This is a genomic window from Arthrobacter sp. Y3221087, from assembly GCF_059089905.1.
This window is the reverse complement of sequence record NZ_JBNHFE010000001.1, coordinates 531,634-554,209: the sequence shown is the minus strand read 5'-3', so window position 1 is coordinate 554,209 and position 22,576 is coordinate 531,634. Positions and strand designations below refer to the sequence as shown.

Genomic DNA, 22,576 nt, shown 5'->3' with positions numbered 1-22,576 from the left:
GTACCTCAGGCAAACTTGCGTTTCGCCTGCAAACTTCATCACGGGCGAACGTCACCAACGTAGCATCACCGGCGGACCGGGAACACCCCCATTGCTACATCGATTTGTTATTTGCCTAGGCCACCCCGGGCTTTCCGGAGAATCCCCTGCTCAGAGGCCCGAGTAGGAGTGGAGGCCGTTAAAGAACTGGTTCACGATGGTGAAGTTGAAGATCACGCAGAGGTAGCCCACGATCGAGAGCCAGGCCGCCCTGTTGCCGGTCCAGCCGCGGGTGGCCCGTGCGTGCAGGTAGCCGGCGTAGACCACCCAGATGACGAACGTCCAGACTTCCTTGGTGTCCCAGCCCCAAAAGCGTCCCCAGGCCTTCTCCGCCCAGATGGCGCCGAACATCAGCGTGAAGGTCCAGCCGATGAACGCGATGGCGTTGATCCGGTAGGACAGGTTCTCCAGGCTGAGCGCGGAGGGCACCAGGCGCATGAAGCCGAGCTTGTCCGCGCCGCCCGCAGCCACCGTCTTCTGCCGGTGGGACTGGACCAGCTGCAGGGCGGACATGGCGAAGGTCAGCGTGAACAGCGCTGATGAGAGCACAGCGATGGAGACGTGGATGATCAGCCAGTAGCTCTGCAGGGCGGGAACCAGGTGCCCGACCGGTGTCCAATAGGCCACAGAGGCAGCCACCAGCATGATGATGGCCAGGCCCACCACGAACGTTCCCAGGAACCGGAGGTCCCGCCGGACCAGGACCAGGAGGAACACGGCAATCGCCACGAACGCGCCGGTAGTCAGGAACTCGTACATGTTGCCCCACGGCACGCGCCCGGCGCCAAGCGCCCGGGTCACCACGCCCGCACCGTGGATCAGCGCACCGAGGACGGTCAGGGCCACCGCTACCCGCGCGGGAGCGCGGCGCTCGGCCGCGTACTTCATGTCGGCGTCGGCCGTGACCACTCCCCCGGCCCCGGCCGCTTTGGCCGTGGACGACGACGGCCGCTCGGCCCGGCCTGCCGGCCCGCCAAGGCGAGCCTCATCAGGACGGGATCCGGCAGCTGAGGACTCTGCCCCTGCCCCGGCTGCTACCGGAACTTTGACTGCTTCTTCAGCCTGCGCGGCCTTAAGGTCGATGGCCCGCAGCGCCTTGCTGCTCTTGGCGAGGTCCCAGGCGAAGGCGATGAAGGCAACCGTGTAGGTGCCCGCCGCCAGCAGCATGAAGAGCTCGCTGTACTGGCCCATGGTCTCGTTGATTCCGAACGGCATTACTGGTCCTTTTCGGGCCCGGAGGGGCCTGCTGGGGTGGTTACGGAAGAAGGTTCGGCAGGCGCGTCCCCTGGCAGCCGCCATTCGGTGGAGAACAGCTTGCGGAGGGTGGCAGCCTCGGCGGCCAGGCGGTGGTCCTCGCCGCGGGCCAGGAGCCCGTACTCCACCATGGTCCGGCCGTCTTCGTGGGTGCCGGTGCGCACCCAGGCCCGGCGGCGGTTGACGTACAGGGAGAGGATCAGGCCGGCAACTGCGAGCAGCGCAAAAATCAGGGCGTACAGCTGGCCGGGATTGTGGTGGATGTCCACGCCGATGTAGCGCTTCACGCCGTCGAAGCTGATGCTGCCCTTGCCGTCGGGCAGGGTGTGGGAGGTTCCGGGCGCCAGGGTGATGCCGCCGACGTCAAGGTTGCGGGCGTTCAGCGGCGTCAGGTCCTCCACGTCCAGCTCGAAGACGTTCTGCGGAGCGCCGTCGTCCAGGCCAAGGTCTCCGAAGTAGGAGTTCAGGGTCAGCTGCGGGTTGAAGAGCTCCGGGTCCCCGCTGAAGGACACGCCCTCATCCGTGACGAACGCGGTGGGGAGGAAGAAGCCTGCGAAGCCCAGCTGGTCCGGCTTTGCATCGGGGACCTTGATGACCACGGACGAGTAGTAATTATCCCCCTGCAGCTTGGCCACCACGGGCCCCTGCATGGCGATGTTGCCCTCCCCGTCCCGGATGGTCACCACAGGCGCGTACCCGTTGCCGGTGAGGTAGATGCTGGTGCCGCCCAGGGTGACGGGGTCGTTCACCTTCAGGGTCTCCTGCTTGGCGGGCGCGTCCGGGTTTTCCCGGGTGGTCACGGCGGCGGCGAAGTCGATGGGCTGGCCGAACTTGCCCTGGGACTCCCGGTCGAAGGTGATGTCGAACTTGTCCAGCTGGATGGAGTACGGCTGCAGCTGGCTGGACTGGAAGTTGGTGCCCGGGTTGAACTGGTCGTAGCCCACCAGGGTGTTGACGAAGGTGTCGCCCTCCACGAGGATCCGCTGGCCGCTGTAGCCGAACAGTCCTCCAATTGCCACCGAAACCAGCACGCCGATCAGGGAGGTATGGAAGACGAGGTTGCCCACTTCCTTCAGGAAGCCGCGTTCGGCACCCAAAGACGGCCGCGCGCCGTCGTCGTCCCTCACTTCAACGCGGTAGCCGCGATTCCGCAGCAGCCCGGCGGCACCATGGATGGCGTCCGACGCCGGGATTCCCGCGGAGGCGGGAATGACCAGTGTGCCGTACTCGGGCAGGCGGGAGAGTCGCTTGGGGGTGCGCGGCGGCTGGGAGCGCATCGCCTTGTAATGGGCGATGGCGCGGGGCACCACGCAGCCGATGAGGGAGATGAACAGCAGCAGGTAGATGGCAGAGAACCATGCCGAGGAATACACGTCGTAGAGCTGGAGGGAGTCCAGCAGCTTGCCGTAGTCCGGGTTGTCCTTGATGTACTGGGTCACCACGGCCGGGTTGGCCGGGCGCTGCGGGAAGAGCGAGCCCGGGACCGCAGCGACAGCCAGGAGCAGCAGCAGGAACAGGGCCGTCCGCATGCTGGTCAGCTGGGTCCACGCCCAGCGCAGCATTTCCTTGGGGCCCAGGGCGGGCAGCGCGGCGCCGGCCTTGGCCTCCAGCACTTTGGCGCCGGGCTCGTTGCCGCCGGCCTCGGCTGGGGACTTCTTCTCTACGTTCACACGCTCGCTCATCAGATTGGCAACTTCACGTCGGTTTGGAACCAGTACTGCAACTCAGTCACCCAGGCTCCCCACACCCCGGTGGCCATCAGCAGGCCCAGGACCACCAGGATGCCGCCGCCGATGCGCTGGATGGCCAGGCGGTGCCTGCGGAAGAACGCCATCACGCCCATGCCGCGGCGCAGGGCGAGGGCGATCAGCAGGAACGGGATCCCCAGCCCCAGGCTGTAGACGAAGGCGAGGAACGCACCCTTGGCGGCGGAGGAACCGCCGGAGAGGCTCAGCAGCTGCACGGCGGAGTAGGTGGGGCCGATGCAGGGTGCCCAGCCCAGCCCGAAGGTCAGGCCCAGCAGCGGCGCGCCCCACAGGCCTGCCGGCGGCTTGGCATGGATTTTCGCATCGCGCTGCAGCCAGCTGAAACCGCCCATGAACACCACGCCCATGACGATCACCAGGAGGCCAAGCAGCTGGGTGATCCAGGCATTCTGGGAGCCGGTGATGAGGGTTCCCAACTGGCCGAAAGCACCGCCCAGGAGCACGAAGATCACGGAGAAGCCCAGGACGAACAGCCCGATGCCCACCAGCATGCGGCCACGCTTCTGTTTCTGCAGGTCCACGCCGCTGAGGCCCGTGACGTAGCCCAGGTAGCCGGGGACCAGGGGCAGGACGCAGGGCGAAAGGAAGGAAACCAGTCCCGCGAGCAGGGCCACGGGAATGGCCAGGAGCAGCGAGCCGCTCAGGATGGCTTCGGCGAAGGGACTGTTCACGGGTCCGCTACTCTGCCACGGCTGCGGTGATGAGGGCCTTGAGGGTGCCCTTTTGGATCTCCCCCAGGACGCGGGACGCCACGCGCCCCTCCTTGTCCAACACCAGCGTGGTGGGTACGGCCCCCGGCGGGACCAGTCCGGACACGGCGAGCAGGACCCCGCCGTCCTTGTCGTCGAAGCTGGGATAGGTCAGGTTGAACGTCTTGTCGAACGCCTCGGCGGTGGCCTTCTCGTCGCGGAGGTTGACGCCGAAGAACTGCACGCCCTGGTCCTTGAACTCCTGGTGGAGCTCCTCCAGGATGGGCGCTTCAACCCGGCACGGGGCGCAGGCGGCGAACCAGAAGTTCAATACCGTCACCTTGCCCTGGAAATCAGCCGGTGCCACTGCCGTGCCGTTGAAGAGCGTGCCGTTGATCTGGACGGCCGATTTGCGGTCCGCCGCGGCGAACTCCGTGACGGAACCGTCCCCGGCCACATAGTTCTTGTTGTCCCCGGCCTTCGCCTGCTGCGCCAGGGCGTCCTCCTGGGCGCAACCGGACAGGCCCACGGTCAGGGCGGTCAGGGCCAGGCCACCGGCAGCGAGGACGCTGCGGCGGGAACTGACGGGCCCTTTGCCTGCCGGGGTGTTCCTGAAATTGCTGTCGGTCACTACTAGGCTCCAGGGGTGCTGGCGGCACCGGGAAGAAGGGACGCCGCTGGTTCGCTGTACTGGACGCGCAGGAGCGTGCCGTCGTCGTCGAACACCAGCGACGTGATGGATGTCAGGGTGCATTCGCGCTTCCGCGGGTCATGCCACAGCGGCTTGCCCTCGGCGTTGAGGCGGGTTGCCCAGATGGGAAGCTGGTGGCTGACCATGATTGCCTCGGGGCCGGACACGCCGAAATCGCCGTCCGCCAGTTCGATGGCGTGAAGACGGGCTTCCTGGACTGCCGCCATCACCCGCGAGGCCTGCTGCTTGTACGGCTCGCCCCAGGACGGGCGCAGGGGGTTGACCAGCCGGGGCCAGTGCTTGGGCCGGCGCAACTCGGCCTTGCTGACCTTCATGCCCTCGAAATAGTTTTCGGCCTCGATGATCCGCTCATCGGTGTGGATATGCAGGCGCAGCGCCTCCGCGGTGGGAGCCGCCGTTTCCTGGGCCCGGTCCAGCGGCGAAGCGGCCAGGTAGGTGATCCGGGCACCGTTTTCCACGCGCTGCCGAAAGTGCTCGGCGAGCATGCGGGCCATCTCCCGCCCGAGTTCGGACAGGTGGAATTCGGGCAGCCTTCCATACAGGACGCCGTCCGGATTGTGGACTTCGCCATGGCGGAGCAGATGGACAGTGGCTTGGGGCATGTTTACCAGTTTCTCAAAGATGGCGTGCGATCCGAAATCTTCCGCACATGCTTTCTACAAAGAGTAGAACTGAAGTTTTTGAAGAAATGTTCCGAGGCCGGGAACAAAAGATGCAAATGCATGTTTATACTGGATGCAGCAAGATAGTTGAGGCTTCAACAGATGAAGGTTCAACGCAACCGTCACCCCGGCACGCCAGAATCAAGGAGCATCACCATGGCACTTCCCGCAGACATCACCACCGGCACCTGGACCCTCGACAACTCCCACAGCGAGATCGGCTTCACCGTCCGCCACGCAGGCATCAGCAAGGTCCGCGGCCAGTTCACCGAAGCCGCCGCCACCCTGCAGCTCGCGGAGGATGTGGCCGAGGCCAGGATCGAGGCCACCATCAACACCGCCAGCTTCGACTCCGGCGACGCGAACCGTGACGGCCACGTCAAGGGTGAGGACTTCTTCGACGTGGAGAAGTTCCCGGAAATCTCCTTCGTCTCCAACGGCCTGGTCGCCAAGGGCAACAGCTACGAACTGAACGGCGACCTCACCATCAAGGGCGTCACCCGCCCGGTGACACTGGAGACCGAATTCAACGGCGTAGCCGTTGATCCGTTCGGCAACACCCGCGCCGGTGTTTCCGCCGAGACCACCATCAGCCGCAAGGACTTCGGCCTCACCTGGAACGCCGTCCTGGAAACCGGCGGTGTCCTGGTCAGCGACAAGGTTGCCATCAACCTGGAACTGGCCTTCATCGCTCCCGCCGCGTAAGCAGCCCCGGAACCACCTCCGGCACTGGCCAATGGCCCGGTGCCGGAGGTTTCCGTCTTAATGGCGTTCGTCGCCCCGGCCTGCGCAGTGAAGCCGTCGCCCCTTGCACGGGGAGCAGTCCCTGCCTACCGAGCCTGGCCGCGACGCCGCCGGGCAGGACTACAGTGAACGCCATGACCAACTCTTCCCGCCTGCCGCAGGGCGGCTTGGGGGCGCTATTTTCCGTCGCCGGCCGGCCCGTCGAAATCAAGGTCTCATTCTGGATCTGGTTCGTGGGCGGGGTCCTTGCCGTGATGGGCGGGCTCCTGGGGATGCTGGCATCCCTGGTGCTGTTTGCCGCCGCGCCCGCGGCCGCTGCAGCCGTCGTCGCCCTGATGCTGCTGGCCGCCGCCGTTGGGGCCGCGCAGATGGTTTTCGCGGTCAAGATGAAAGCCGGCCGGAACTGGGCGCGGGTGGCCCTGACGGTGCTTGCCGGGATCACCCTGGTCCTGGCCGGAGTTAATACGGCATCGGGCATTGGGCAGGGTGCAGGAAACTGGACAGCCTTCCTGGTCAGCCTGGCGGCATCAGTACTGATGTGGCGGCCGAATGCGCAGGCCTGGTTCGCCGCCGCCACCGGGCGGAATACCTCGCCAGAATGACCCACAAGGCGGCAGCCCGGGGGTACGGTGGACTTAAGCCTTGCTGGGGGTCGGCGCAGGACCGCTCCCGGCAGCCTCCCTGGAATCCGACCTGCAGAAGGACCGCTCATGAGCACTCCTCCAGTCCCGCCGCCCGTACCCAACGATGACCAGTCCGGAAACCAGCCCGGCAGCCAGCCCCGCTACGGCGAAAACGCTCCACAGTACGGCCAAAACCCGCCGCAGTACGGGCAGAACGCGCCGCAGTATGGTTCCCAGCCGCCGTCGGCGCCGCAGTACGGACAAAACGCACCGCAGTACGGGCAGAACCCGCCGCAGGCTCCCGGCTACGGCCAGCAGCCGTTCGGCCAGTCGTCCTACGGCCAGTCCCCGTACGCCCAGTACCCGTCGGAGCAGCCGCAGCCTTCCGGCGCCAATGGCGTGCCCCAGCTCGTCAACATTTCCTTCTGGCTGCTGATTGCGTCCGCGGTAATCTTCGTGGTCTCCCTGCTGACGGGCCTTACCCAGCTGGATGACCCGCTGTTCCGCCAGACCTTCGAGGACCAGATGGAAGCCGGCGGCGCCACGGGAGTCACGTACGAGGACATCAAGGGCATCATCGCCGGCACCCTGGTGGTGTTCGCCATCATCGGCGCAGGCCTGTACCTGCTGGTGGCCTTCTTCGTCCGCAAGGGCAAGAACTGGGCCCGCATCCTGGGCACGGTGTTCGCGGCCCTGTCCATCTTCGGGCTGTTCGGTCCGCCCACTATCGGAACCCTGGGCACCCTGCTGGGGATCGCCGCCATCGTGCTGCTGTACCTGCCCGCTGCTGCTCCCTATTTCCGGAAGCAGCAGCCGTTCACCAACCCGTACGGCGGCGGCTTTGGAAACCCGTACGGCCGGTAATACCTGCTAACGAAAGCGGCCCGGGAAGCGCAATGCATCCGGGGCCGTTTTCTGTACCTAGGCAGTCTGCCCCGGAGCCTGCGCCCGCTGCGCGTGGTAGGCCAGGATCTGCAGTTCGGTGGCCATGTCCACCTTGCGCAGATTGACCCCTTCGGGAACCTGCAGCATGACAGGGGCGAAGCTCAGCACGCTGTGCACGCCGGCGGCCACCACCCTGTCGCATACGTCCTGGGCCACCGCCGCCGGGAGCGCCAGCACCACCATGTTGGCTCCGGTGCGGTGCAGGACCTTTTCCAGGTCCGCAACATCGCTGACGCGCAGCCATCCCACTTCGTTGCCCACCACCATCGGGTCCGCGTCAAAAATGGCCACGACGTCGAACCCGCGGGATTCGAAGCCACCGTAGCGTGCCAGGGCCTTGCCCAGGTTGCCGGCGCCGACTATCGCCACTTTCCAGTCGTGGGTGAGGCCAAGGGCAGCCGCGATATGACGGCTGAGGTACTGCACCTCGTAACCCACTCCGCGGGTGCCGTAGGAGCCCACATGGGACAGGTCCTTGCGCAGTGTGGAGGAGCTGACGCCTGAGGCTTCGGCGAGGGACTCGGAGGAGACGCGCTCCACTCCGTCGGCAAGCAGGGTGTTCAGGGCGCGCAGGTAGAGCGTCAGCCGGGCCACGGCTGCGGGCGGAATCTGTTTGGCCGGGGTGCCCGCGGCGCCCGGAAGATCCGGGACAGCCTTGGGAGTCGAGTCCAGCGAAGTCACCAGCCCCTCCCTTGAGTCGCGTTGTGACTCCACTCTAGAGCCCTCCCGCCGGTGCCCACAAAGCAGGTGCAATCAACCGCAACGCTCCCCCGTTACTGCGCCATGGCGCGCTGGAGGACGCGTTCCAGGCGGGCTTCGTCGATCTTCCAGAAGTCGCGCTGCACCCCGTCCACCAGCACCACCGGTATCTCCTCCCCGTAGCGTTCCCGCAGCTCCGGCTGCTGGTCCACCAACTCTTCCGTCCACTCAAGGCCCAGCGAGGCGGTGACCCGCGCAACGGCGTCGCGCGCTTCCTCACAAAGGTGGCAGTTGGCTTTGGTAAGGAGGACGACGCGGGGGATGGCCATGGGTTAACCGTAGCCCCGTTCGCGGTGCCGGGCACGCCGACGGCTTCGTCCTATTGGATTGACTAGACTCGAGTCCATGCCCGAGGAGAAGTACGTTGCCGTAGTCACCAAGCCGGTTGCTGCGCCACAACCGGGCGAGGCGGCCTTCTTCGACGTGGACAACACGCTCATGCGCGGGGCCAGCCTGTTCCACGTGGCGCGCAAGATGCACCAGCGCGGCGCCTTCACCATGGCCCAGGCCGCCGGCTTCGCGTGGAAGCAGTTGAAGTTCATGGCCCGGGGCGAGAATATCGACGACGTCCATGCCGTCCGTGATTCCGCCCTGACCCTGGCCGCCGGCATCACCGTCGATGACATCAAGGCATTGGGCGAGGAAGTGTACGACGAGATGATCGCGTCACGGATCTGGCCCGGAGCCAAGGCGCTGGCAGAGCAACACCTGCGGGTGGGCCGCCGTGTCTGGCTGGTCACGGCCACCCCCATCGAGGTGGCAACGGTAATTTCCACCCGCCTGGGCCTCACCGGCGCGCTTGGCACCGTGGGCGAAATATCGGAGGGCATGTACACCGGCCGCCTGGTGGGCGACATCCTGCACGGGTCCGCCAAGGCCGTGGCAGTCCGGGCCATCGCCGACGCCGAGGACCTGGACCTCAAGCGCTGCTGGGCCTACAGCGATTCCTATAACGACATCCCACTACTCTCGCTGGTGGGCCATCCCGTTGCGATTAATCCGGACGTCCGGCTCCGCCGCCACGCCCGCGACAACAACTGGCCCGTCTACGATTTCCGGGCGGGACGGCGCGCCGCAACGTTCGGCCTCAAGGCAGCCACCGCCGGCGGGGCGGTCTACGGCCTGTGGAAGGGCTTCGCCCGCATCCGCGGCCCGCGCATCTAGGTAGCCGGGAGCAAAGAAATGCCCGCCGCCTGGAAGGCGACGGGCATTCACGCTGTTCGAAGTATTACTACTTCTTGTTGCGGCGCTGGTGACGGGTCTTGCGAAGCAGCTTGCGGTGCTTCTTCTTGGCCATACGCTTGCGACGCTTCTTAATTACTGAACCCACGAAAGTTCCTTACAAACTAGATGCAGTACCTGCCTGCTGGAACGGGTCCGTGGACGAAGCTACGAACTGAACAACTGACAGATTCTTACAATGACGTAAATCGTTCCTTAACAGGGTACCGCCTATCCGGAGCGGCCTTTGACAGGCCTCCTCAGGCGGTCTCGGTGTGGCCCTCCACCACAGCACCCTTGAGGTACTGCTCGACGGCGTTCTCGGGGACCCGGTAGGAGCGGCCAAAGCGCACCGCGGGCATTTCGCCGGAGTGCACCAGGCGGTACACAGTCATTTTGGAGACGCGCATGACCTGGGCTACTTCAGCCACGGTGAGGAACTTCGCGTTGGAGAAGTTCTGTTCCGACATTTCCCTATTCCTTTGCTGACGGATGGACAACAGTGACCCCAGGTACATGCCAATGCGGTGTTCCGATGCTGAGCCATCCACCAACCACCTACCTAGATACTCTAGATGTTCCTGTGGCAGATGTGAAAGTAGTGCGCTCCCCTATTTCACCGCCCGGCGCTTCCGTGCAGACGCCGCCAACTGGTCCAGGACCGACGCGGTCACGTCCCACTCCATGCAGGCGTCGGTGACGCTCTGGCCGTACACCAGCTCGTCCCGGGCCGCCGCGTGCTCGGCAACATCCAGGTTCTGGGCCCCGCCCACCAGGAAGCTCTCCAGCATGACGCCGGCAATGGCCTGGGCGGAGGTGCCGCCGTCCTCAAGCTGTGCGCCGATTTCGAGCGCCACCTCTGCCTGCCGGTGGTGGCTCTTGCCGCTGTTGGCGTGGCTGGCGTCCACGATCAGCCGCGGGTTCAGCTGCTTCCCGGCCAGCTTCGCCGAGGCGGCTTCGACGTCGGCTGAAGAGTAGTTGGGGCCCTTCCGCCCGCCGCGCAGAATCACATGGGTGTCCGGGTTGCCGGCAGTGGCCACCAGCGCCGCCCGGCCTTCGCCGTCGATGCCCAGGAATGCCTGCGGCGCCGCGGATGCACCGCAGGCATCGATGGCCACCTGGAGGTCGCCGTCGGTCCCGTTCTTGAAGCCGATGGGCATGGACAGGCCGGACGCGAGCTGCCGGTGGATCTGGCTTTCCGTGGTGCGCGCCCCGATGGCACCCCAGGAGATCAGGTCCGCCATGTACTGCGGGCTGATGGGCTCGAGGAATTCGGTGGCGGTGGGCAGCCCCAGGGCTGTGACCCGCTGCAGGAAGTGCCGGGCGGTCCGCAGGCCGGTGACCATGTCGTGGCTGCCGTCCAGCCGGGGATCGTTGATCAGGCCCTTCCAGCCCACGGTGGTGCGGGGCTTTTCGAAGTAGGTCCGCATGACGATCAGCAGGTCTGCCTTGTGCTTCTCGGCCTGGCTGACCAGCCGGCGGGCGTATTCCAGCCCTGCTTTGGGGTCATGGATGGAGCAGGGGCCCACGATGACCAGCAGGCGGTCGTCAACGCCGTCCATGATGGCGCGGACTTCATCGCGTCCGCGTTCGACGACGTCCGCCACGCGGGCGTCCAGGGGAAGTTCTGCGATGAGTTCGGAAGGGGCGGGCAGCGCAGTGAATTCGCTGACCCGCAGGTTCGAGGTGGATTTTGCGGCTGTTGCTGTTGCGGCGCTCATGTTCGGGTCCTGTTCCAGATGGGGAGCGGGCCCAGTTCAGAACCCGCCGGAGAAACGGCGAAGGGCAGAGAATGATCTCTGCCCTGTTGGCTCTGAAGGTGGTCGGATGCGTGTCAGTTAGACGCGGGCCCCTCCAGAGCCAACGAAAAATACGCATACCAACGGTTAGTCATGGGAAAGACCATAACCCCGCCGGACAGGACTGCAAAATCGGCTGCGTCACATTCCACCCCAGCTAGCGCGATTCCTGAAGGCCTGCCACCAGCTCCGCGTGCCTCTTATCGGTGAGGCGGTACCAGTACATTGCTGCCGCTGCTGCCAGGGTCAGTGCGCCGGGCAGCAGTCCCGCGGCGGCCCTGATGGCAAAGACGGCAGCGTCCGACTGCGCCGCAGCCGCTGAGGCATAGCCGCCCCAGGCCAGGGAGAAGGCCACCACTCCCCCGCCGAAGCCCATGCCCAGCTTCCGGGTTGCCGCCAGGAGCGCATAGTTGATGCCCTGCACGCGCACGCCGGTCTTCCACTCGCCATACTCCACGGTGTCGGCAATCAGAGCCCAGGTCACAATGCCCACCGACGCGGACGACAGCATGGCCAGCACGATGCCTGCAACGGCAAGCCAAGGCAGGGTTGCCGGAACCAGGAAGACCAGCAGGCCACCCAGTGCCCCGGTGCAGCCACCGGCCGCGTAAACAGCTTTCTTGCCCCACCGGGCCACGATGCGCGGCATCACGATGGCGAGCACCAGGGTGATGGCCACCTGCGCGGCCGCCATGACCGGAAACAGGTCCACCCGGGACAGGACATCGCGGAGGTAGAAGAACTGTGCGGCTCCGGTGGCGCTGGCGCCGGTGACGAACAGCACCGAACTGACGCAGAGGACCACCAGCGGGGAATTGGCTTTCAGCGCGTCCACACTTTGGCGCAGCGTAATGCTGGGAACGCTGCCGGCGATCCGTTCCCGGCAGGCAATCCCGGTGAACGCGTACAGCCCTGACCCCACAGCCGCGAAAACCAGCGTCATGACCGTGAAGATCTGCTGCATGTCCCCGCCTGCGCCGAGCAGCGGGGCAACGAAGAAGCCAAGCGTTGCCCCCACCGACAGCCCGCCGATGGTCCGGGCCCCGGCCAGCCGGGCCCGTTCCCGCGGGTCCTGGGTCATTGCTCCCACCAGGCAGCCGTAGGGCACGTTCACCAGGCTGTAGGCCAGGCACACCAGGCCGTAGGTGCAGTACGCGTACAGCAGCTTCACCCCAGGGTCCGCGTCAGGGACGTGGAAAACCGCCGCACTGAGCAGGAGCGGAATGAAGCCGAACATCAGGTAGGGCCGGAATTTGCCCCACCGCCTGCTGTGCACGCGGTCCACGATGCGTCCGGCAGCAATGTCCGTGAAGGCGTTGAACACCCGCGCCACCACCAGCAGGGTCCCGGCGGCAGCGGCACCAATTCCTGCGACGTCCGTGTAATAGACCAGCAGGAACATGTTCGCGGTGCTGATAATCATGCTGTTGGCGGCGTCGCCGGCCCCGTAGCCCACAATGCCGAGCCTGCTCAGTTGTTTCATGTATCCCTGTCCCTGCGCCGGAAACCGTTTTCTCGCGGCCGCAGAAAGGAACTTACCCCAGAATCGTCCGCAGAAACAGGAACCGCCGGATCCGTGGCGTTTGCCGGCGGGTTGCTACAGCCGTGTGAGCTGCGGGGCGAAGACCTGGAGCGGGCTGCTGGCCGCCACCAGGGCGCGCAGTTCGGCCAGGCCGCCGGTCACCGCGCCGGCCGCCCGAGCCTGGACCAGGACGTTGCCCAGGGCGGTGGCTTCAACCGGTCCGGCCACCACTTTCCGGCCCGTCACATCTGCTGTGAGCTGGCAGAGCAACTGGTTCTGCGAGCCGCCGCCCACCACGTGCACCACGTCCACTGCACTGTCCGCGAGCTTCTCGGCGTCGCGGATAGTCCTGGCATAGCCGGCGGCGAGGCTGTCCATGATGCAGCGGGTGATGGCCGCCGGATCGTCCGGTAACACCTCGCCCGTCCGGCGGACAGCGGCCCGGATCCGCTCCGGCATGTTGTCCGGGGCAATAAAGTACGGATCGTCCGGGTTGATCTGCGGTCCGCCCGGCGGCAGCGCCGCGGCAGCCTGGAGCAGCGCCGGAAGCTCGGGATGGAATCCCTCCGATGCCCAGGTCCGCTGGCATTCGCTGAGCAGCCAAAGGCCGCCCATGTTGCGGAGGTAACGGATGGTGCCGTCCACGCCGTGTTCGTTGGTGAAGTTCGCCGCGCGGCTGGCCTCGGTAAGGACGGGGTGCTTGAGCTCGAGCCCCACCAGGGACCAGGTGCCGGAGGAGATGTAGGCGAAGTCCTCTTCCTGGGCCGGGACGGCGGCGACGGCGGACGCGGTGTCGTGCGAGCCGACCGCCACCACCGTCGTGTACTGCGGCAGCCCCACCTGGCCGGCAATCTCCGGCAGCAGGGTTCCGAAGGTTTCCCCGGGCTGGATCAGCGGCGGGAACAAGTCCCGCCGCAGGTCCAGGGCAGCGAGGAATTCCGTGGCCCATTCCCCCGCCACGGCGTCGAACAGTCCCGTGGTGGAGGCGTTGGTAGCCTCTGTCCGCCGGACACCGGTGAGGAGGAAGGCGATCAGGTCCGGGATGAGCAGTGCCTGCAGGCCGTCCAGGTTCTTCTCGGTGGCGAGCTGGTAGATGGTGTTGAACTGCAGGAACTGCAGCCCGGTGGTGCCGTAGAGGCGGGCCGGGTCCAGTTTGCGGTGCACGGGTTCGACGGCGGCGCGGCTGCGGTCGTCGCGGTAGCTGAACGGCTGGGCCGTGAGCTCCCCGGCCGTGTTGACCAGCCCGTAGTCCACGGCCCAGGTGTCGATGCCGATGCTGGCAATCTTTTCGCCCTGCGCCGCGGCGGTGGTGGCCGCCGCCCGGAGCCCTTCAAGCACCTCGGCGAAGAGGGCGTCGAAGTCCCAGCGGAGGCCGCCGTCGATCTCCACCACGCCGTTGGGGAAGCGGTGGACCACCTCGAGCTGCACACCGCCGTTGCCGACCCGGCCCAGGATGACCCGGCCGGAGGAGGCGCCGATGTCGACGGCGGCAAACACGTTGCCGCCGTCGACATTCGAAATGTGCCCGCTCATCGCAGGAAGGCTGCGGCCACTCCGGCATCCACGGGGATGTGCAGGCCGGTGGTGTGCGACAGTTCGTTGCTGGTGAGCACGGCGGCGGCGTTGGCCACGTGCTCGGGCAGGACCTCGCGCTTGAGCAGGGTGCGCTGGGCGTAGTACTCGCCCAGCTTCTCCTCTTCCACGCCGTAGACCGCTGCGCGCTTGGCACCCCAGCCGCCGGCGAAGATCCCGGAGCCGCGGACCACGCCGTCGGGATTGATTCCGTTGACGCGGATGCTGTGCTCGCCCAGTTCGGCGGCGAGCAGGCGCACCTGGTGGGCCTGGTCAGCCTTGGTGGCGGAATACGCGATGTTGTTCGGGCCCGCGAACACGGAGTTCTTGGAGGAGATGTAGATGATGTCCCCGCCCAGGCCCTGTGCGATCATCACCCTGGCAGCGGCCTTGGCCACCAGGAACGAGCCCTTGGCCATGACGTTGTGCTGCAGGTCCCAGTCCTTTTCGGTGGTTTCCAGCAGCGGCTTGGAGATGGAGAGGCCGGCGTTGTTGACCACCAGGTCCACGCCGCCGAACGCCAGGACGGCAGCGTCGATCGCGGCAGCCACCTGCGCTTCGTCGGTCACGTCGGCCTGGACGCCGACGGCGACGTCGGAGCCGCCGAGCTCCTCGGCCACCTTCTGCGCGTTCTCAAGGTTGAGGTCGGCGATGACCACGCAGGCGCCTTCCGCGGCGAGGCGGGTGGCGATGGCCTTGCCGATTCCCGACGCCGCACCGGTCACCAGGGCGATCCGGGTGGCGTGGGACTTGGGCTTGGGCATCCGGGCCAGCTTGGCTTCCTCCAGCGCCCAGTACTCAATCCGGAACTTTTCGGATTCCTTGATCGGCGCGTACGTGGAGATGGCCTCGGCGCCGCGCATTACGTTGATGGCGTTGATGTAGAACTCACCGGCAACCCGGGCGGTCTGCTTGGTGGCGCCGAAGGAGAACATACCCACGCCCGGGACCAGCACGATGGCCGGGTCCGCGCCCCGCATCGCCGGGCTGTTTTCGTCCGCGTGGCGGTCGTAATAGGCCTGGTAGTCCTCGCGGTAGTCGGCGTGCAGCTCGTGCAGCCGGGCGATGGAGTCCTCCACCGAGGCGTCGGCGGGCAGGTCCAGGATCAGCGGCTTGACCTTGGTGCGGAGGAAGTGATCCGGGCAGGAGGTGCCCAGGGCGCCCAGGCGCGGGTGCTCGGCAGCTTCGAGGAAATCCAGGACGACGGCGTCATCGCTGAAGTGCCCCAGCTGCGGCTTGTCCGTGGAGGCCAGGCCGCGGATCACGGGTGCCAGGGCCGCGGCCTTGGCACGGCGCTCGGCCTCGGGCAGCGGACCGTAGCCGGGCAGCTTGGGCCCGAAGGGCTCGGCCTTGCCGTTCTCGCGGATGTACTTTTCGGCCTGGTCGATGATCCACAGCGAGTTCTGCTCGGCCTCTTCGCTGGTGGCGCCCCAGGCGGTGATGCCGTGGCCGCCAAGGATGGTGCCGACGGCCTGCGGGTTGGCGTCCTTGATCGCGGCGATGTCCAGGCCCAGCTGGAACCCGGGGCGGCGCCAGGGAACCCACACCACTTTGTTGCCGAAGATCTTGGTGGTCAGCGCCTCGCCGTCCACCGCCGTCGCGATTGCGATGCCGGAATCCGGGTGCAGGTGGTCAACATGCGCGGCGTCCACCAGTCCGTGCATGGCGGTATCGATCGAGGGGGCTGCGCCGCCCTTACCGTGGAGGCAGTAATCGAAGGCCGCCACCATCTCGTCCTCGCGGTCAACACCGGGGTAGGCGTTCTTCAGGGCGTTCAGCCGGTCCAGCCGCAGCACCGCGAGGTTTTCGGCCTTCAGGGTGCCCAGGTCCCCGCCTGAGCCCTTGACCCAGAGCAGCTGGACGTCCTCGCCCGTGACCGGGTCCTTCTCGGTGCCCTTGGCGGAGGTGTTGCCGCCGGCGAAGTTAGTGTTCCGCTTGTCCGCGCCCAGGCGGTTGGAGCGTGAGATCAGGTCTTCAACAGTCTTGTTCATGCTTCTTATGCGCCCCATCCGGCTTGCTGGCCGCCCACGCGGTCCTCGTTGATCTTCTTTTGGTAACCGCTGGCCTTAAAGGCGGCCAGCGGGTCCGCGGGCAGGCCGCGGGATTCACGCCACTCGGCCAACACAGGCCGGACGTCGGTGTAGAAGGCATCGTTGAAGATGCCGTTCGCAGCCAGGACGTCCCCGGCGTGCTGGGCCTCGTTCAGGGCGGCGGTGTCCACCAGCAGGGCGCGGGCGGTCATTTCCTGGACGTTCAGGACCGAGCGGATCTGGCCCGGAATCTTCTCTTCCAGGTTGTGGCACTGGTCCAGCATCAGGGCCACACCGGAGTCCTTGCCGTAACCGCCGCCACGGATGACCTCGTGCATGATGCGGAAGAGCTGGAACGGATCCGCAGCACCCACAATGAGGTCGTCGTCGGCGTAGAAGCGGGAGTTGAAGTCAAAGGACCCCAGCTTGCCCAGGCGCAGCAGCTGCATCACGATGAACTCGATGTTGGTGCCCGGGGCGTGGTGGCCGGTGTCCAGGCAGACAAACGCCTTCTCGCCCAGCGCCAAGGTCTGGGCATAGGAGGTGCCCCAGTCCGGAACATCGGTGTGGTAGAAAGCCGGCTCGAAGAACTTGTACTCCAGCACCAGGCGCTGCTCATCGCCCAGGGCGGCGTAGATCTCCTGCAGCGACTCGGCCAGGCGGTCCTGCCGTCCGCGCATGTCATCCTGGCCCGGGTAGTTGGTGCCGTCCGCCAGCCAGATCTTGAGGTCCTTCGAGCCGGTGGCGTGCATGATCTCGATGCAGTCCAGGTGGTGGTCGATGGCCCGTCGGCGGACCGCCTCGTTGGACGAGGTCAGCGAACCGAACTTGTACTCGTCATCCTGGAAGGTGTTGGAGTTGATGGTGCCCAGCCCCACGCCCAGGCCGGCCGCGTATTCCTTCAGCGCGGCGTAGTCGTCCACCTTGTCCCACGGGATGTGCAGCGCCACCGTGGGGGCCAGGCCCGTCAGTTCATGTACCTTTGCGGCATCGGCCAGCTTCTCCTGCACGGTCCGAGGGGTGCCGGGCGTGCCGAACACCTTGAACCGCGTGCCTGAATTTCCATAGGCCCACGAGGGGACCTCGATGGCAAGCTCCCCGAGCCTGCCCAGCGCCGTTGCTACGTCATTCATGATGGTTCTTCCCGGTGTCTTGTTCTGTGGTCTGTTGGGTGCATCCCCGCTGCCGGGGCTGCCGCTTGCGGCGGTTCAGAAAGCGGATGTTCCTGCTGCCGCAAGCTGGCTGTCGAGGTTGAAGACTTCTTCCAGGACCTGGAATCCTTCATCGGGCGCCTGGCCGGAGTCTGCAAAAAGCGTTGCCATTTCCGCTTGCCAGCGGGTGTTTACGTCGGTGAGGGCCATGCGTGCCCGGGCGGCGTCGAAGTCGTCGCACTCCACGTAACCCACCAGGAGCCCGTCCTCCCCCAGGAACAGGGAGTAGTTGTTCCAGCCGGCACCCTTCAGCGCGCGGAGCATCTCCGGCCACACGGCGGCGTGGCGCCGCTTGTATTCATCGGTCAACTCCGGCTTGATCGAAGAGCGGAAGCACACCCTCATCTGGAACTCTCCTGAACTCGCAAAACTTTGAATCGTTTCATTGTTACGATTCAAAGTACTCTTGAACCAGAGTAGGTGTCAAGCATTCGGGTCTGGCCGTTCATGGACCGGAATGCAGCGCACGCGGACCAGCAGCACGGAGAACCATGAACCGCTCAGCCAGCATCAAGGACGTCGCCACGCACGCCAGCGTGGCGGTGGGAACCGTTTCGAATGTGCTGAACTACCCGGACCGGGTGTCCGAGCGCACCAAGGAACGGGTTTTGAAGGCCATTGACGAGCTCGGCTTCATCCGTAACGACGCTGCCAGGCAGCTCCGGGCCGGGCACAGCCGTACCGTGGGACTGATCGTCCTGGACGTCGGCAACCCCTTCTTCACCTCGGTGGTCAGGGCGGCGGAGGACGCCGCTGCCCTCCACGGCAGCGCCGTGCTGCTGGGCGACAGCGGCCACGACGCCGGCCGGGAAGCCAATTACATCGACCTGTTCCAGGAGCAACGGGTCCAGGGCCTGCTGATTTCCCCTGTGGGCGACGTGACCGAGAGGCTGGACCTGCTGCGCGAGCGCGGCGTGCCCACCGTCCTGGTGGACCGCCTGGCCGACGAGACCAAGTTCAGTTCCGTTGCAGTGGACGACGACGCCGGCGGGTACCTGGCAGCGCGGCACCTGCTGGACACCGGCCGCCGTCGGCTGGCCTTTGTGGGCGGCGCAACCTCCATCCGCCAGGTGGCCGACCGCCTGCAGGGGGCCGAGCGGGCCGTGAAGGAGGAGCCGGGCGCAACGCTAGAGGTGCTGACCTCGGAGGGCATGACCGTCCTGGCGGGCCGCAGCGTGGGCAACATGCTGGTGGAGCGCGGCAGGGACGATCTGCCGGAGGGCATCTTCTGCGCGAACGACCTCCTGGCCCTGGGAGTCATGCAGTCCCTGACCATGACGCACACGTTTCGGATTCCCGAAGACGTTGCGCTGATCGGCTATGACGACATCGACTTCGCCGCCTCCGCAGTGGTTCCACTCTCCTCCATCCGGCAGCCCACCGAGGCACTGGGGCGCACCGCCATCGAACTGCTGTCCGAGGAGGTGGAGTCGCAAAACGCCACCCACCGCTCCGTGGTTTTCACCCCCGAACTGGTGGTGCGCCAAAGCACAGCTTCCCCCGCAGCCGGATAAGTGCCGTGGTAGATGGCCGGCTTAACCCGCCCTGGGGCCCATAGGTGATAGCGCAAGTGCATGGGTTCGGCGCAGGTAGTCGGCTTCTCAGAAGCTAGACCACCTTACGGGCCAGGTCAACCGCCATTTTGAATCGTTACATCACTGGACGGCGGTAGGGACCATGCCGCACACTTGAAGGCGGAAAGCGCTTGCCGCAGCCGGAGGCTCGAAGCCGACAACTCATGCCCTTGGGCGGAATGGAGAACCATGGGAATGCCAGCTGGCCCCCGCGTACCGGACGCGCCGGAAGGAGCTCCGGCATCGCGAGAATTGCCTACACCAGCCGTTGCCGGCAAGGACGAGGCCCCCGCCCGCGTGGCTCTCGTGGGTGTCCATGGCTTTGGCACCCACCACCTCCGCAACCTTGAACGCCTCCAGGCGGCAGGCGCCGTCGAACTCGTGGCCGTAGCCGACCCGCAGCCGCCGGCACCCGGCTCCGTGCCGACGTCAGCCGTTGTCTTTCCGGGGCTCGCTGAACTGCTGGCGGACACGCAGGGGCTGGACGTGATCATCGTTGCGACGCCCATCCAAACACACGCCCCGCTGGCACTCGCCGCGCTGGCCGTTGAAGCCGACCTCTACCTGGAAAAGCCGCCGGTGGCCTCGCTCGCGGACTACTTCACACTCCTCGACGCCGCCGCCGCCTCCGGCAGGAGCGTCCAGATCGGATTCCAAAGCCTCGGCTCGCACGCCCTCCGGGCCATCGAAGAGCTGGTGGCGGCGGGCACCATCGGCACCCTGCAGGGCATCTCGGCCACCGGCCGCTGGGTGCGCGACAAGGCGTACTACAAGCGGTCGCGCTGGGCGGGAAAGCGCAGCATCAACGGCATCGACGTGGTGGACGGGGTGGCCACCAATCCCCTGGCGCATGCCGTGGCAACCGCGCTGCGGATTGCCGGCGCCCGCACCACGGCGGATGTGGCGTCCGTGGAAACTGAGCTGTACCGCGCGAACGACATCGAATCGGACGACACCTCCGTGATCCGGATCCGCACCGCATCCGGCCTGCCCATTACCTGCGCCCTCACCATCTGTGCCACCGAGTCCGTGGAGCCGTACGTGACGCTCCAGGGATCGGCCGGAACCGCGGTGTTCCACTACACCGAGGACCGCCTCACTATCGAAACGGCGTCCGGCCGCACGGAGGAAACCTTCGGCCGGGACGACCTCACCGAGAACCTGCTGGCGCACCGGAACGGCAACGTTCCCCTGCTCAGCTCGGCGGTGGACAGCGGCGCCTTCATGCTGGTCCTGGAGGCCATCCGCACCGCGCCGGCACCCGCCCCCATCGACGGCGCCTACGTCGGGTGGGAGGGCGACGGCGAAGCAGCCCATGCCGTGGTGGTCGACATTGAGGACGCGCTGGAACGCGCCGGCCGGCAGCATGCCACCTTCAGCGAACTCGGCCTGCCATGGGCCGGGTGCTCCCCTACTTCGTTCGCCCTCCCTGCGTCCTGACTAGCCTTACTTCGGCGAGGCATTTACGGCGTGCAGGACCCGCCTGCCATGCCGCCACAGCAGCAGGCCCACGACAACGGCGGACAGCATGCCCAGCCCGCCTGTGACCACCAGTCCGGTGCGCACTCCGAATTGCTCTGTCAGCCAGCCGGCGAGGAGCCCTCCCAAGGCGTGTCCGCCCAGGAGCAGCGGCAGGTACAGCGCCATGACCCGGCCGCGGATGGCCGGGCCGGCCTCGAGCTGGACCGCGGTGGCGGCGCTGGTGAGGAAGAGGAGCGTCATGAGGCCCACCACTACCAGCATCGCCGTGAAGAGCACCAGGTTGGGCATCAGGGCGGCAATAAGCTGGGACAGTCCAAAGAGGCCGGCCGCCGCCACGATGCCCCTGCGCCCCATGTTCCTGAGCCGGGCGGCAAGCAGTGCGCCGGCGAGCGCCCCGATGGCGCTGACGGTATTGAACAGGCCGAAGCCCTCCACGCCGTTGTGCCATACCCGGTCGGCGAAGGCGGCCAGGACCACGGGCCCGTTCATGCCAAAGGCACCCAGGAGCCCCGCCAGCAGGATCAGGAGCAGCAGGCGCGGCCTGTCCCGGACATATCGGAAGCCCGCGAGGAGCTGCCCGCGGCCACGTTCGGCAGGAGTGCCGGGATACAGTTCCGAGGTGCGCATGCCGATGATCAGCCCTAGCATCAGTACGCCGATCAGGGCGTTGGCAGCGAAGGCGGCGGCCGGACCGGCCTGGGCGATGAGCACGCCGCTGAGGGCAGGTCCCGCCATGGCTCCGAGCTGCGCCAGCGCGTTGTTCAGGCCGATGGCAGGCCGGAGGGCGGCGTCGCCCACCACCTCGTTTACGAACACCTGCCGGGCGGGTTGGTCAATGGCGGCGGTGATTCCCAGCGCAACGCAACTTGCATACACGGCCCAAACGGTGATGGAGCCGCTGGCCACCCATGCTGCCAGGCCCAGGGCGAGAAGCACGATCACGGTCTGGCAGACCATCATGATTCGGCGCTTGGGGTAGAGGTCCACCACCAGCCCGGCGAGGGGCCCCACCACCAGCATGGGAAGGAACTGCAGGGCGACGGCGACGCCCACGGCCGCCGGGCTCCCGGTCAGCTGCAGCACCAGCCAGTCCTGGGCCAGCCGCTGCATCCAGACGCCGACGCTGCCCGCCAGCTGCATGCCCAGGAAGAGCCGGTAGTTGTGCTGCTTCAGCGGGTGGTACCAGCGGGCGGTACTTTCAGGCGGGTGGGTGGACTGTTCGGAACGCGGGCGTTCGGAAGGCACGTCGGAGACTCAACTCGATAGCTGGGAAGACTGGGGCAATGGTTCCGGCGCCGACGGGAGGCCGGCGCCGGAACGGTGTTGAGGCAGGGTTTTCAGGCCCGGTGTGAGCGAAGCTTTACTGCGGCGGCTGCGAGGATCAGAGTGCCGGGGACCACGACGAACAGTGCCGCGAGCATCCAGACGAAGACCACGGTGCCCAAGAGGGCGGCTCCCAGCAGAAGCGAGCCTGTCCAGTCTTTGAGGGACAACGCTTTTCCGGTTTCCAGCGCGAAGCGCCACGCGCTCTTGGCATCTGTGCCCGGGCCGCTGGAGTCGGACCAGGCGGCGGTGGTGCGCAGGAGCAGGATGGCGCCGCAGCCGGCCAGGAGCAGGGTTGCCGGCAGGACCACCTCCCGGCCGGGCAGCTGGCCCACCCAGGCCAGCAGGAGATTGAGGACGATCACGACGGCGGCTGCCGCGGTGATGAAGCCAAGCCTCCAGCTGCCGGGAAGGGCACCTTTGAACGTACCCCAGAGCCCGCGGACCGAATCGTCCCGGCCCGCGAGGTGCCGTTCCAGATGGGCGATCCCCGCCGCGTAGGCGGCGGGGATCGTGACCAGCGGAATGGACAAGACCAGCACCAGGACCCCTGCCAGGAGGGTCTCGGAGAACAACGCGAAGCGGTTTACCGGGACGGGTTCATGGTGGTCGGATGCGGGCCTGGTGCTGTCCATGATGCTCATTCCTG

At 66.5% G+C, this 22,576-nt stretch carries 23 protein-coding genes; 6 read left to right on the top strand and 17 right to left on the bottom strand.

Annotation, left to right across the window (positions count from 1 at the left end):
• Window positions 1-150: 150 nt before the first annotated feature.
• From ccsB to AC5RUO_RS02545, 5 genes are read right to left on the bottom strand one after another with little or no spacing between them, the layout of a single operon-like run.
• A complete protein-coding gene (gene ccsB, locus AC5RUO_RS02565) occupies window positions 151-1,254 on the bottom strand; it encodes a c-type cytochrome biogenesis protein CcsB (protein ID WP_494010002.1) in 1,104 nt (367 codons plus the stop codon).
• Window positions 1,254-2,975, bottom strand: a complete 1,722-nt coding sequence (resB, locus tag AC5RUO_RS02560; protein ID WP_494102721.1) for a cytochrome c biogenesis protein ResB — start codon at window positions 2,973-2,975, stop codon at window positions 1,254-1,256. Before resB ends, ccsB begins: the two co-directional genes overlap by 1 nt.
• The gene (locus tag AC5RUO_RS02555; RefSeq protein ID WP_494102720.1) at window positions 2,975-3,730 is read right to left on the bottom strand and encodes a cytochrome c biogenesis CcdA family protein; all 756 of its coding nucleotides are present in this window, start codon (window positions 3,728-3,730) and stop codon (window positions 2,975-2,977) included. Before AC5RUO_RS02555 ends, resB begins: the two co-directional genes overlap by 1 nt.
• 7 nt (window positions 3,731-3,737) lie before the next feature.
• Window positions 3,738-4,379 (bottom strand): TlpA family protein disulfide reductase, encoded by a 642-nt coding sequence (locus tag AC5RUO_RS02550; RefSeq protein ID WP_205753955.1) that lies wholly within the window; start codon window positions 4,377-4,379, stop codon window positions 3,738-3,740.
• A 2-nt stretch (window positions 4,380-4,381) separates the two neighbouring features.
• Entirely contained in the window at window positions 4,382-5,062 is a 681-nt protein-coding gene (locus AC5RUO_RS02545) for a histidine phosphatase family protein (RefSeq protein ID WP_494010000.1), read from the bottom strand.
• 216 nt (window positions 5,063-5,278) lie between these two features.
• On the opposite strand from AC5RUO_RS02545, the gene AC5RUO_RS02540 reads away from it, so the two are divergent.
• The 3 genes from AC5RUO_RS02540 (at window position 5,279) to AC5RUO_RS02530 (ending at window position 7,353) form a co-directional block, all read left to right on the top strand.
• Window positions 5,279-5,827: a YceI family protein gene (locus tag AC5RUO_RS02540; protein WP_494009999.1), complete on the top strand. Its 549-nt coding sequence runs from the start codon at window positions 5,279-5,281 to the stop codon at window positions 5,825-5,827.
• A 173-nt stretch (window positions 5,828-6,000) separates the two neighbouring features.
• Entirely contained in the window at window positions 6,001-6,468 is a 468-nt protein-coding gene (locus AC5RUO_RS02535; RefSeq protein ID WP_494102719.1) for a hypothetical protein, read from the top strand.
• Window positions 6,469-6,576: 108 nt separating this feature from the next.
• Window positions 6,577-7,353 carry a hypothetical protein gene (locus AC5RUO_RS02530; protein ID WP_494009997.1) on the top strand — a complete coding sequence of 259 codons (777 nt, stop codon included), beginning with the start codon at window positions 6,577-6,579 and terminating at the stop codon, window positions 7,351-7,353.
• A 57-nt stretch (window positions 7,354-7,410) separates the two neighbouring features.
• Here the strand turns inward: AC5RUO_RS02530 and AC5RUO_RS02525 are convergent, their stop codons facing one another.
• Together AC5RUO_RS02525 and AC5RUO_RS02520 are read right to left on the bottom strand one after the other, a co-directional pair.
• Window positions 7,411-8,115 (bottom strand): redox-sensing transcriptional repressor Rex, encoded by a 705-nt coding sequence (locus AC5RUO_RS02525; RefSeq protein WP_494009996.1) that lies wholly within the window; start codon window positions 8,113-8,115, stop codon window positions 7,411-7,413.
• A gap of 92 nt (window positions 8,116-8,207) precedes the next feature.
• Window positions 8,208-8,462, bottom strand: coding sequence for a glutaredoxin family protein (locus AC5RUO_RS02520; RefSeq protein WP_494009995.1), 255 nt, complete (start codon window positions 8,460-8,462; stop codon window positions 8,208-8,210).
• A gap of 76 nt (window positions 8,463-8,538) precedes the next feature.
• On the opposite strand from AC5RUO_RS02520, the gene AC5RUO_RS02515 reads away from it, so the two are divergent.
• Window positions 8,539-9,357, top strand: coding sequence for an HAD family hydrolase (locus tag AC5RUO_RS02515; RefSeq protein WP_494009994.1), 819 nt, complete (start codon window positions 8,539-8,541; stop codon window positions 9,355-9,357).
• Window positions 9,358-9,424: 67 nt separating this feature from the next.
• On the opposite strand, the gene AC5RUO_RS02510 is transcribed toward AC5RUO_RS02515, so the two are convergent.
• The 8 genes from AC5RUO_RS02510 to AC5RUO_RS02475 form a co-directional block, all read right to left on the bottom strand.
• A complete protein-coding gene (locus AC5RUO_RS02510; protein ID WP_003792170.1) occupies window positions 9,425-9,523 on the bottom strand; it encodes a 30S ribosomal protein bS22 in 99 nt (32 codons plus the stop codon).
• Window positions 9,524-9,674: 151 nt separating this feature from the next.
• Window positions 9,675-9,884: a helix-turn-helix domain-containing protein gene (locus AC5RUO_RS02505; protein ID WP_009356681.1), complete on the bottom strand. Its 210-nt coding sequence runs from the start codon at window positions 9,882-9,884 to the stop codon at window positions 9,675-9,677.
• A 141-nt stretch (window positions 9,885-10,025) separates the two neighbouring features.
• Window positions 10,026-11,135 carry a 3-deoxy-7-phosphoheptulonate synthase gene (locus tag AC5RUO_RS02500; protein WP_494102718.1) on the bottom strand — a complete coding sequence of 370 codons (1,110 nt, stop codon included), beginning with the start codon at window positions 11,133-11,135 and terminating at the stop codon, window positions 10,026-10,028.
• Between the two features lie 235 nt (window positions 11,136-11,370).
• Entirely contained in the window at window positions 11,371-12,696 is a 1,326-nt protein-coding gene (locus AC5RUO_RS02495; RefSeq protein WP_494102717.1) for a glycoside-pentoside-hexuronide (GPH):cation symporter, read from the bottom strand.
• Window positions 12,697-12,810: 114 nt separating this feature from the next.
• Window positions 12,811-14,268 carry a rhamnulokinase gene (locus tag AC5RUO_RS02490; RefSeq protein WP_494009991.1) on the bottom strand — a complete coding sequence of 486 codons (1,458 nt, stop codon included), beginning with the start codon at window positions 14,266-14,268 and terminating at the stop codon, window positions 12,811-12,813.
• Window positions 14,265-16,298 carry a bifunctional aldolase/short-chain dehydrogenase gene (locus AC5RUO_RS02485; protein WP_494102716.1) on the bottom strand — a complete coding sequence of 678 codons (2,034 nt, stop codon included), beginning with the start codon at window positions 16,296-16,298 and terminating at the stop codon, window positions 14,265-14,267. Before AC5RUO_RS02485 ends, AC5RUO_RS02490 begins: the two co-directional genes overlap by 4 nt.
• Window positions 16,299-16,303: 5 nt before the next feature.
• Window positions 16,304-17,470, bottom strand: coding sequence for an L-rhamnose isomerase (gene rhaI, locus AC5RUO_RS02480; protein WP_494102715.1), 1,167 nt, complete (start codon window positions 17,468-17,470; stop codon window positions 16,304-16,306).
• Window positions 17,471-17,545: 75 nt separating this feature from the next.
• Window positions 17,546-17,893 (bottom strand): L-rhamnose mutarotase, encoded by a 348-nt coding sequence (locus tag AC5RUO_RS02475; RefSeq protein WP_494102714.1) that lies wholly within the window; start codon window positions 17,891-17,893, stop codon window positions 17,546-17,548.
• Between the two features lie 146 nt (window positions 17,894-18,039).
• Between AC5RUO_RS02475 and AC5RUO_RS02470 the strand changes: the two genes are divergently transcribed.
• Together AC5RUO_RS02470 and AC5RUO_RS02465 are read left to right on the top strand one after the other, a co-directional pair.
• Window positions 18,040-19,062: a LacI family DNA-binding transcriptional regulator gene (locus AC5RUO_RS02470; RefSeq protein WP_494051666.1), complete on the top strand. Its 1,023-nt coding sequence runs from the start codon at window positions 18,040-18,042 to the stop codon at window positions 19,060-19,062.
• A gap of 249 nt (window positions 19,063-19,311) precedes the next feature.
• The gene (locus tag AC5RUO_RS02465) at window positions 19,312-20,562 is read left to right on the top strand and encodes a Gfo/Idh/MocA family protein (protein WP_494102713.1); all 1,251 of its coding nucleotides are present in this window, start codon (window positions 19,312-19,314) and stop codon (window positions 20,560-20,562) included.
• Between the two features lie 6 nt (window positions 20,563-20,568).
• On the opposite strand, the gene AC5RUO_RS02460 is transcribed toward AC5RUO_RS02465, so the two are convergent.
• Together AC5RUO_RS02460 and AC5RUO_RS02455 are read right to left on the bottom strand one after the other, a co-directional pair.
• Complete coding sequence (locus AC5RUO_RS02460) at window positions 20,569-21,849, bottom strand: MFS transporter (protein ID WP_494102712.1); 1,281 nt, start codon at window positions 21,847-21,849, stop codon at window positions 20,569-20,571.
• A 92-nt stretch (window positions 21,850-21,941) separates the two neighbouring features.
• Window positions 21,942-22,571, bottom strand: a complete 630-nt coding sequence (locus AC5RUO_RS02455; protein WP_494009984.1) for a Poxvirus protein I5 — start codon at window positions 22,569-22,571, stop codon at window positions 21,942-21,944.
• Window positions 22,572-22,576: the final 5 nt, after the last annotated feature.

Bases quoted from the DNA above. Each gene is read 5' to 3' on its own strand.
- ccsB (WP_494010002.1), bottom strand. From the start codon at position 1,254: ATGCCGTTCGGAATCAACGAGACCATGGGCCAGTACAGCGAGCTCTTC.
- resB (WP_494102721.1), bottom strand. From the start codon at position 2,975: ATGAGCGAGCGTGTGAACGTAGAGAAGAAGTCCCCAGCCGAGGCCGGC.
- AC5RUO_RS02545 (WP_494010000.1), bottom strand. From the start codon at position 5,062: ATGCCCCAAGCCACTGTCCATCTGCTCCGCCATGGCGAAGTCCACAAT.
- AC5RUO_RS02540 (WP_494009999.1), top strand. From the start codon at position 5,279: ATGGCACTTCCCGCAGACATCACCACCGGCACCTGGACCCTCGACAAC.
- AC5RUO_RS02535 (WP_494102719.1), top strand. From the start codon at position 6,001: ATGACCAACTCTTCCCGCCTGCCGCAGGGCGGCTTGGGGGCGCTATTT.
- AC5RUO_RS02530 (WP_494009997.1), top strand. From the start codon at position 6,577: ATGAGCACTCCTCCAGTCCCGCCGCCCGTACCCAACGATGACCAGTCC.
- AC5RUO_RS02520 (WP_494009995.1), bottom strand. From the start codon at position 8,462: ATGGCCATCCCCCGCGTCGTCCTCCTTACCAAAGCCAACTGCCACCTT.
- AC5RUO_RS02515 (WP_494009994.1), top strand. From the start codon at position 8,539: ATGCCCGAGGAGAAGTACGTTGCCGTAGTCACCAAGCCGGTTGCTGCG.
- AC5RUO_RS02505 (WP_009356681.1), bottom strand. From the start codon at position 9,884: ATGTCGGAACAGAACTTCTCCAACGCGAAGTTCCTCACCGTGGCTGAA.
- AC5RUO_RS02500 (WP_494102718.1), bottom strand. From the start codon at position 11,135: ATGAGCGCCGCAACAGCAACAGCCGCAAAATCCACCTCGAACCTGCGG.
- AC5RUO_RS02495 (WP_494102717.1), bottom strand. From the start codon at position 12,696: ATGAAACAACTGAGCAGGCTCGGCATTGTGGGCTACGGGGCCGGCGAC.
- AC5RUO_RS02490 (WP_494009991.1), bottom strand. From the start codon at position 14,268: ATGAGCGGGCACATTTCGAATGTCGACGGCGGCAACGTGTTTGCCGCC.
- AC5RUO_RS02485 (WP_494102716.1), bottom strand. From the start codon at position 16,298: ATGAACAAGACTGTTGAAGACCTGATCTCACGCTCCAACCGCCTGGGC.
- rhaI (WP_494102715.1), bottom strand. From the start codon at position 17,470: ATGAATGACGTAGCAACGGCGCTGGGCAGGCTCGGGGAGCTTGCCATC.
- AC5RUO_RS02475 (WP_494102714.1), bottom strand. From the start codon at position 17,893: ATGAGGGTGTGCTTCCGCTCTTCGATCAAGCCGGAGTTGACCGATGAA.
- AC5RUO_RS02470 (WP_494051666.1), top strand. From the start codon at position 18,040: ATGAACCGCTCAGCCAGCATCAAGGACGTCGCCACGCACGCCAGCGTG.
- AC5RUO_RS02465 (WP_494102713.1), top strand. From the start codon at position 19,312: ATGGGAATGCCAGCTGGCCCCCGCGTACCGGACGCGCCGGAAGGAGCT.
- AC5RUO_RS02455 (WP_494009984.1), bottom strand. From the start codon at position 22,571: ATGAGCATCATGGACAGCACCAGGCCCGCATCCGACCACCATGAACCC.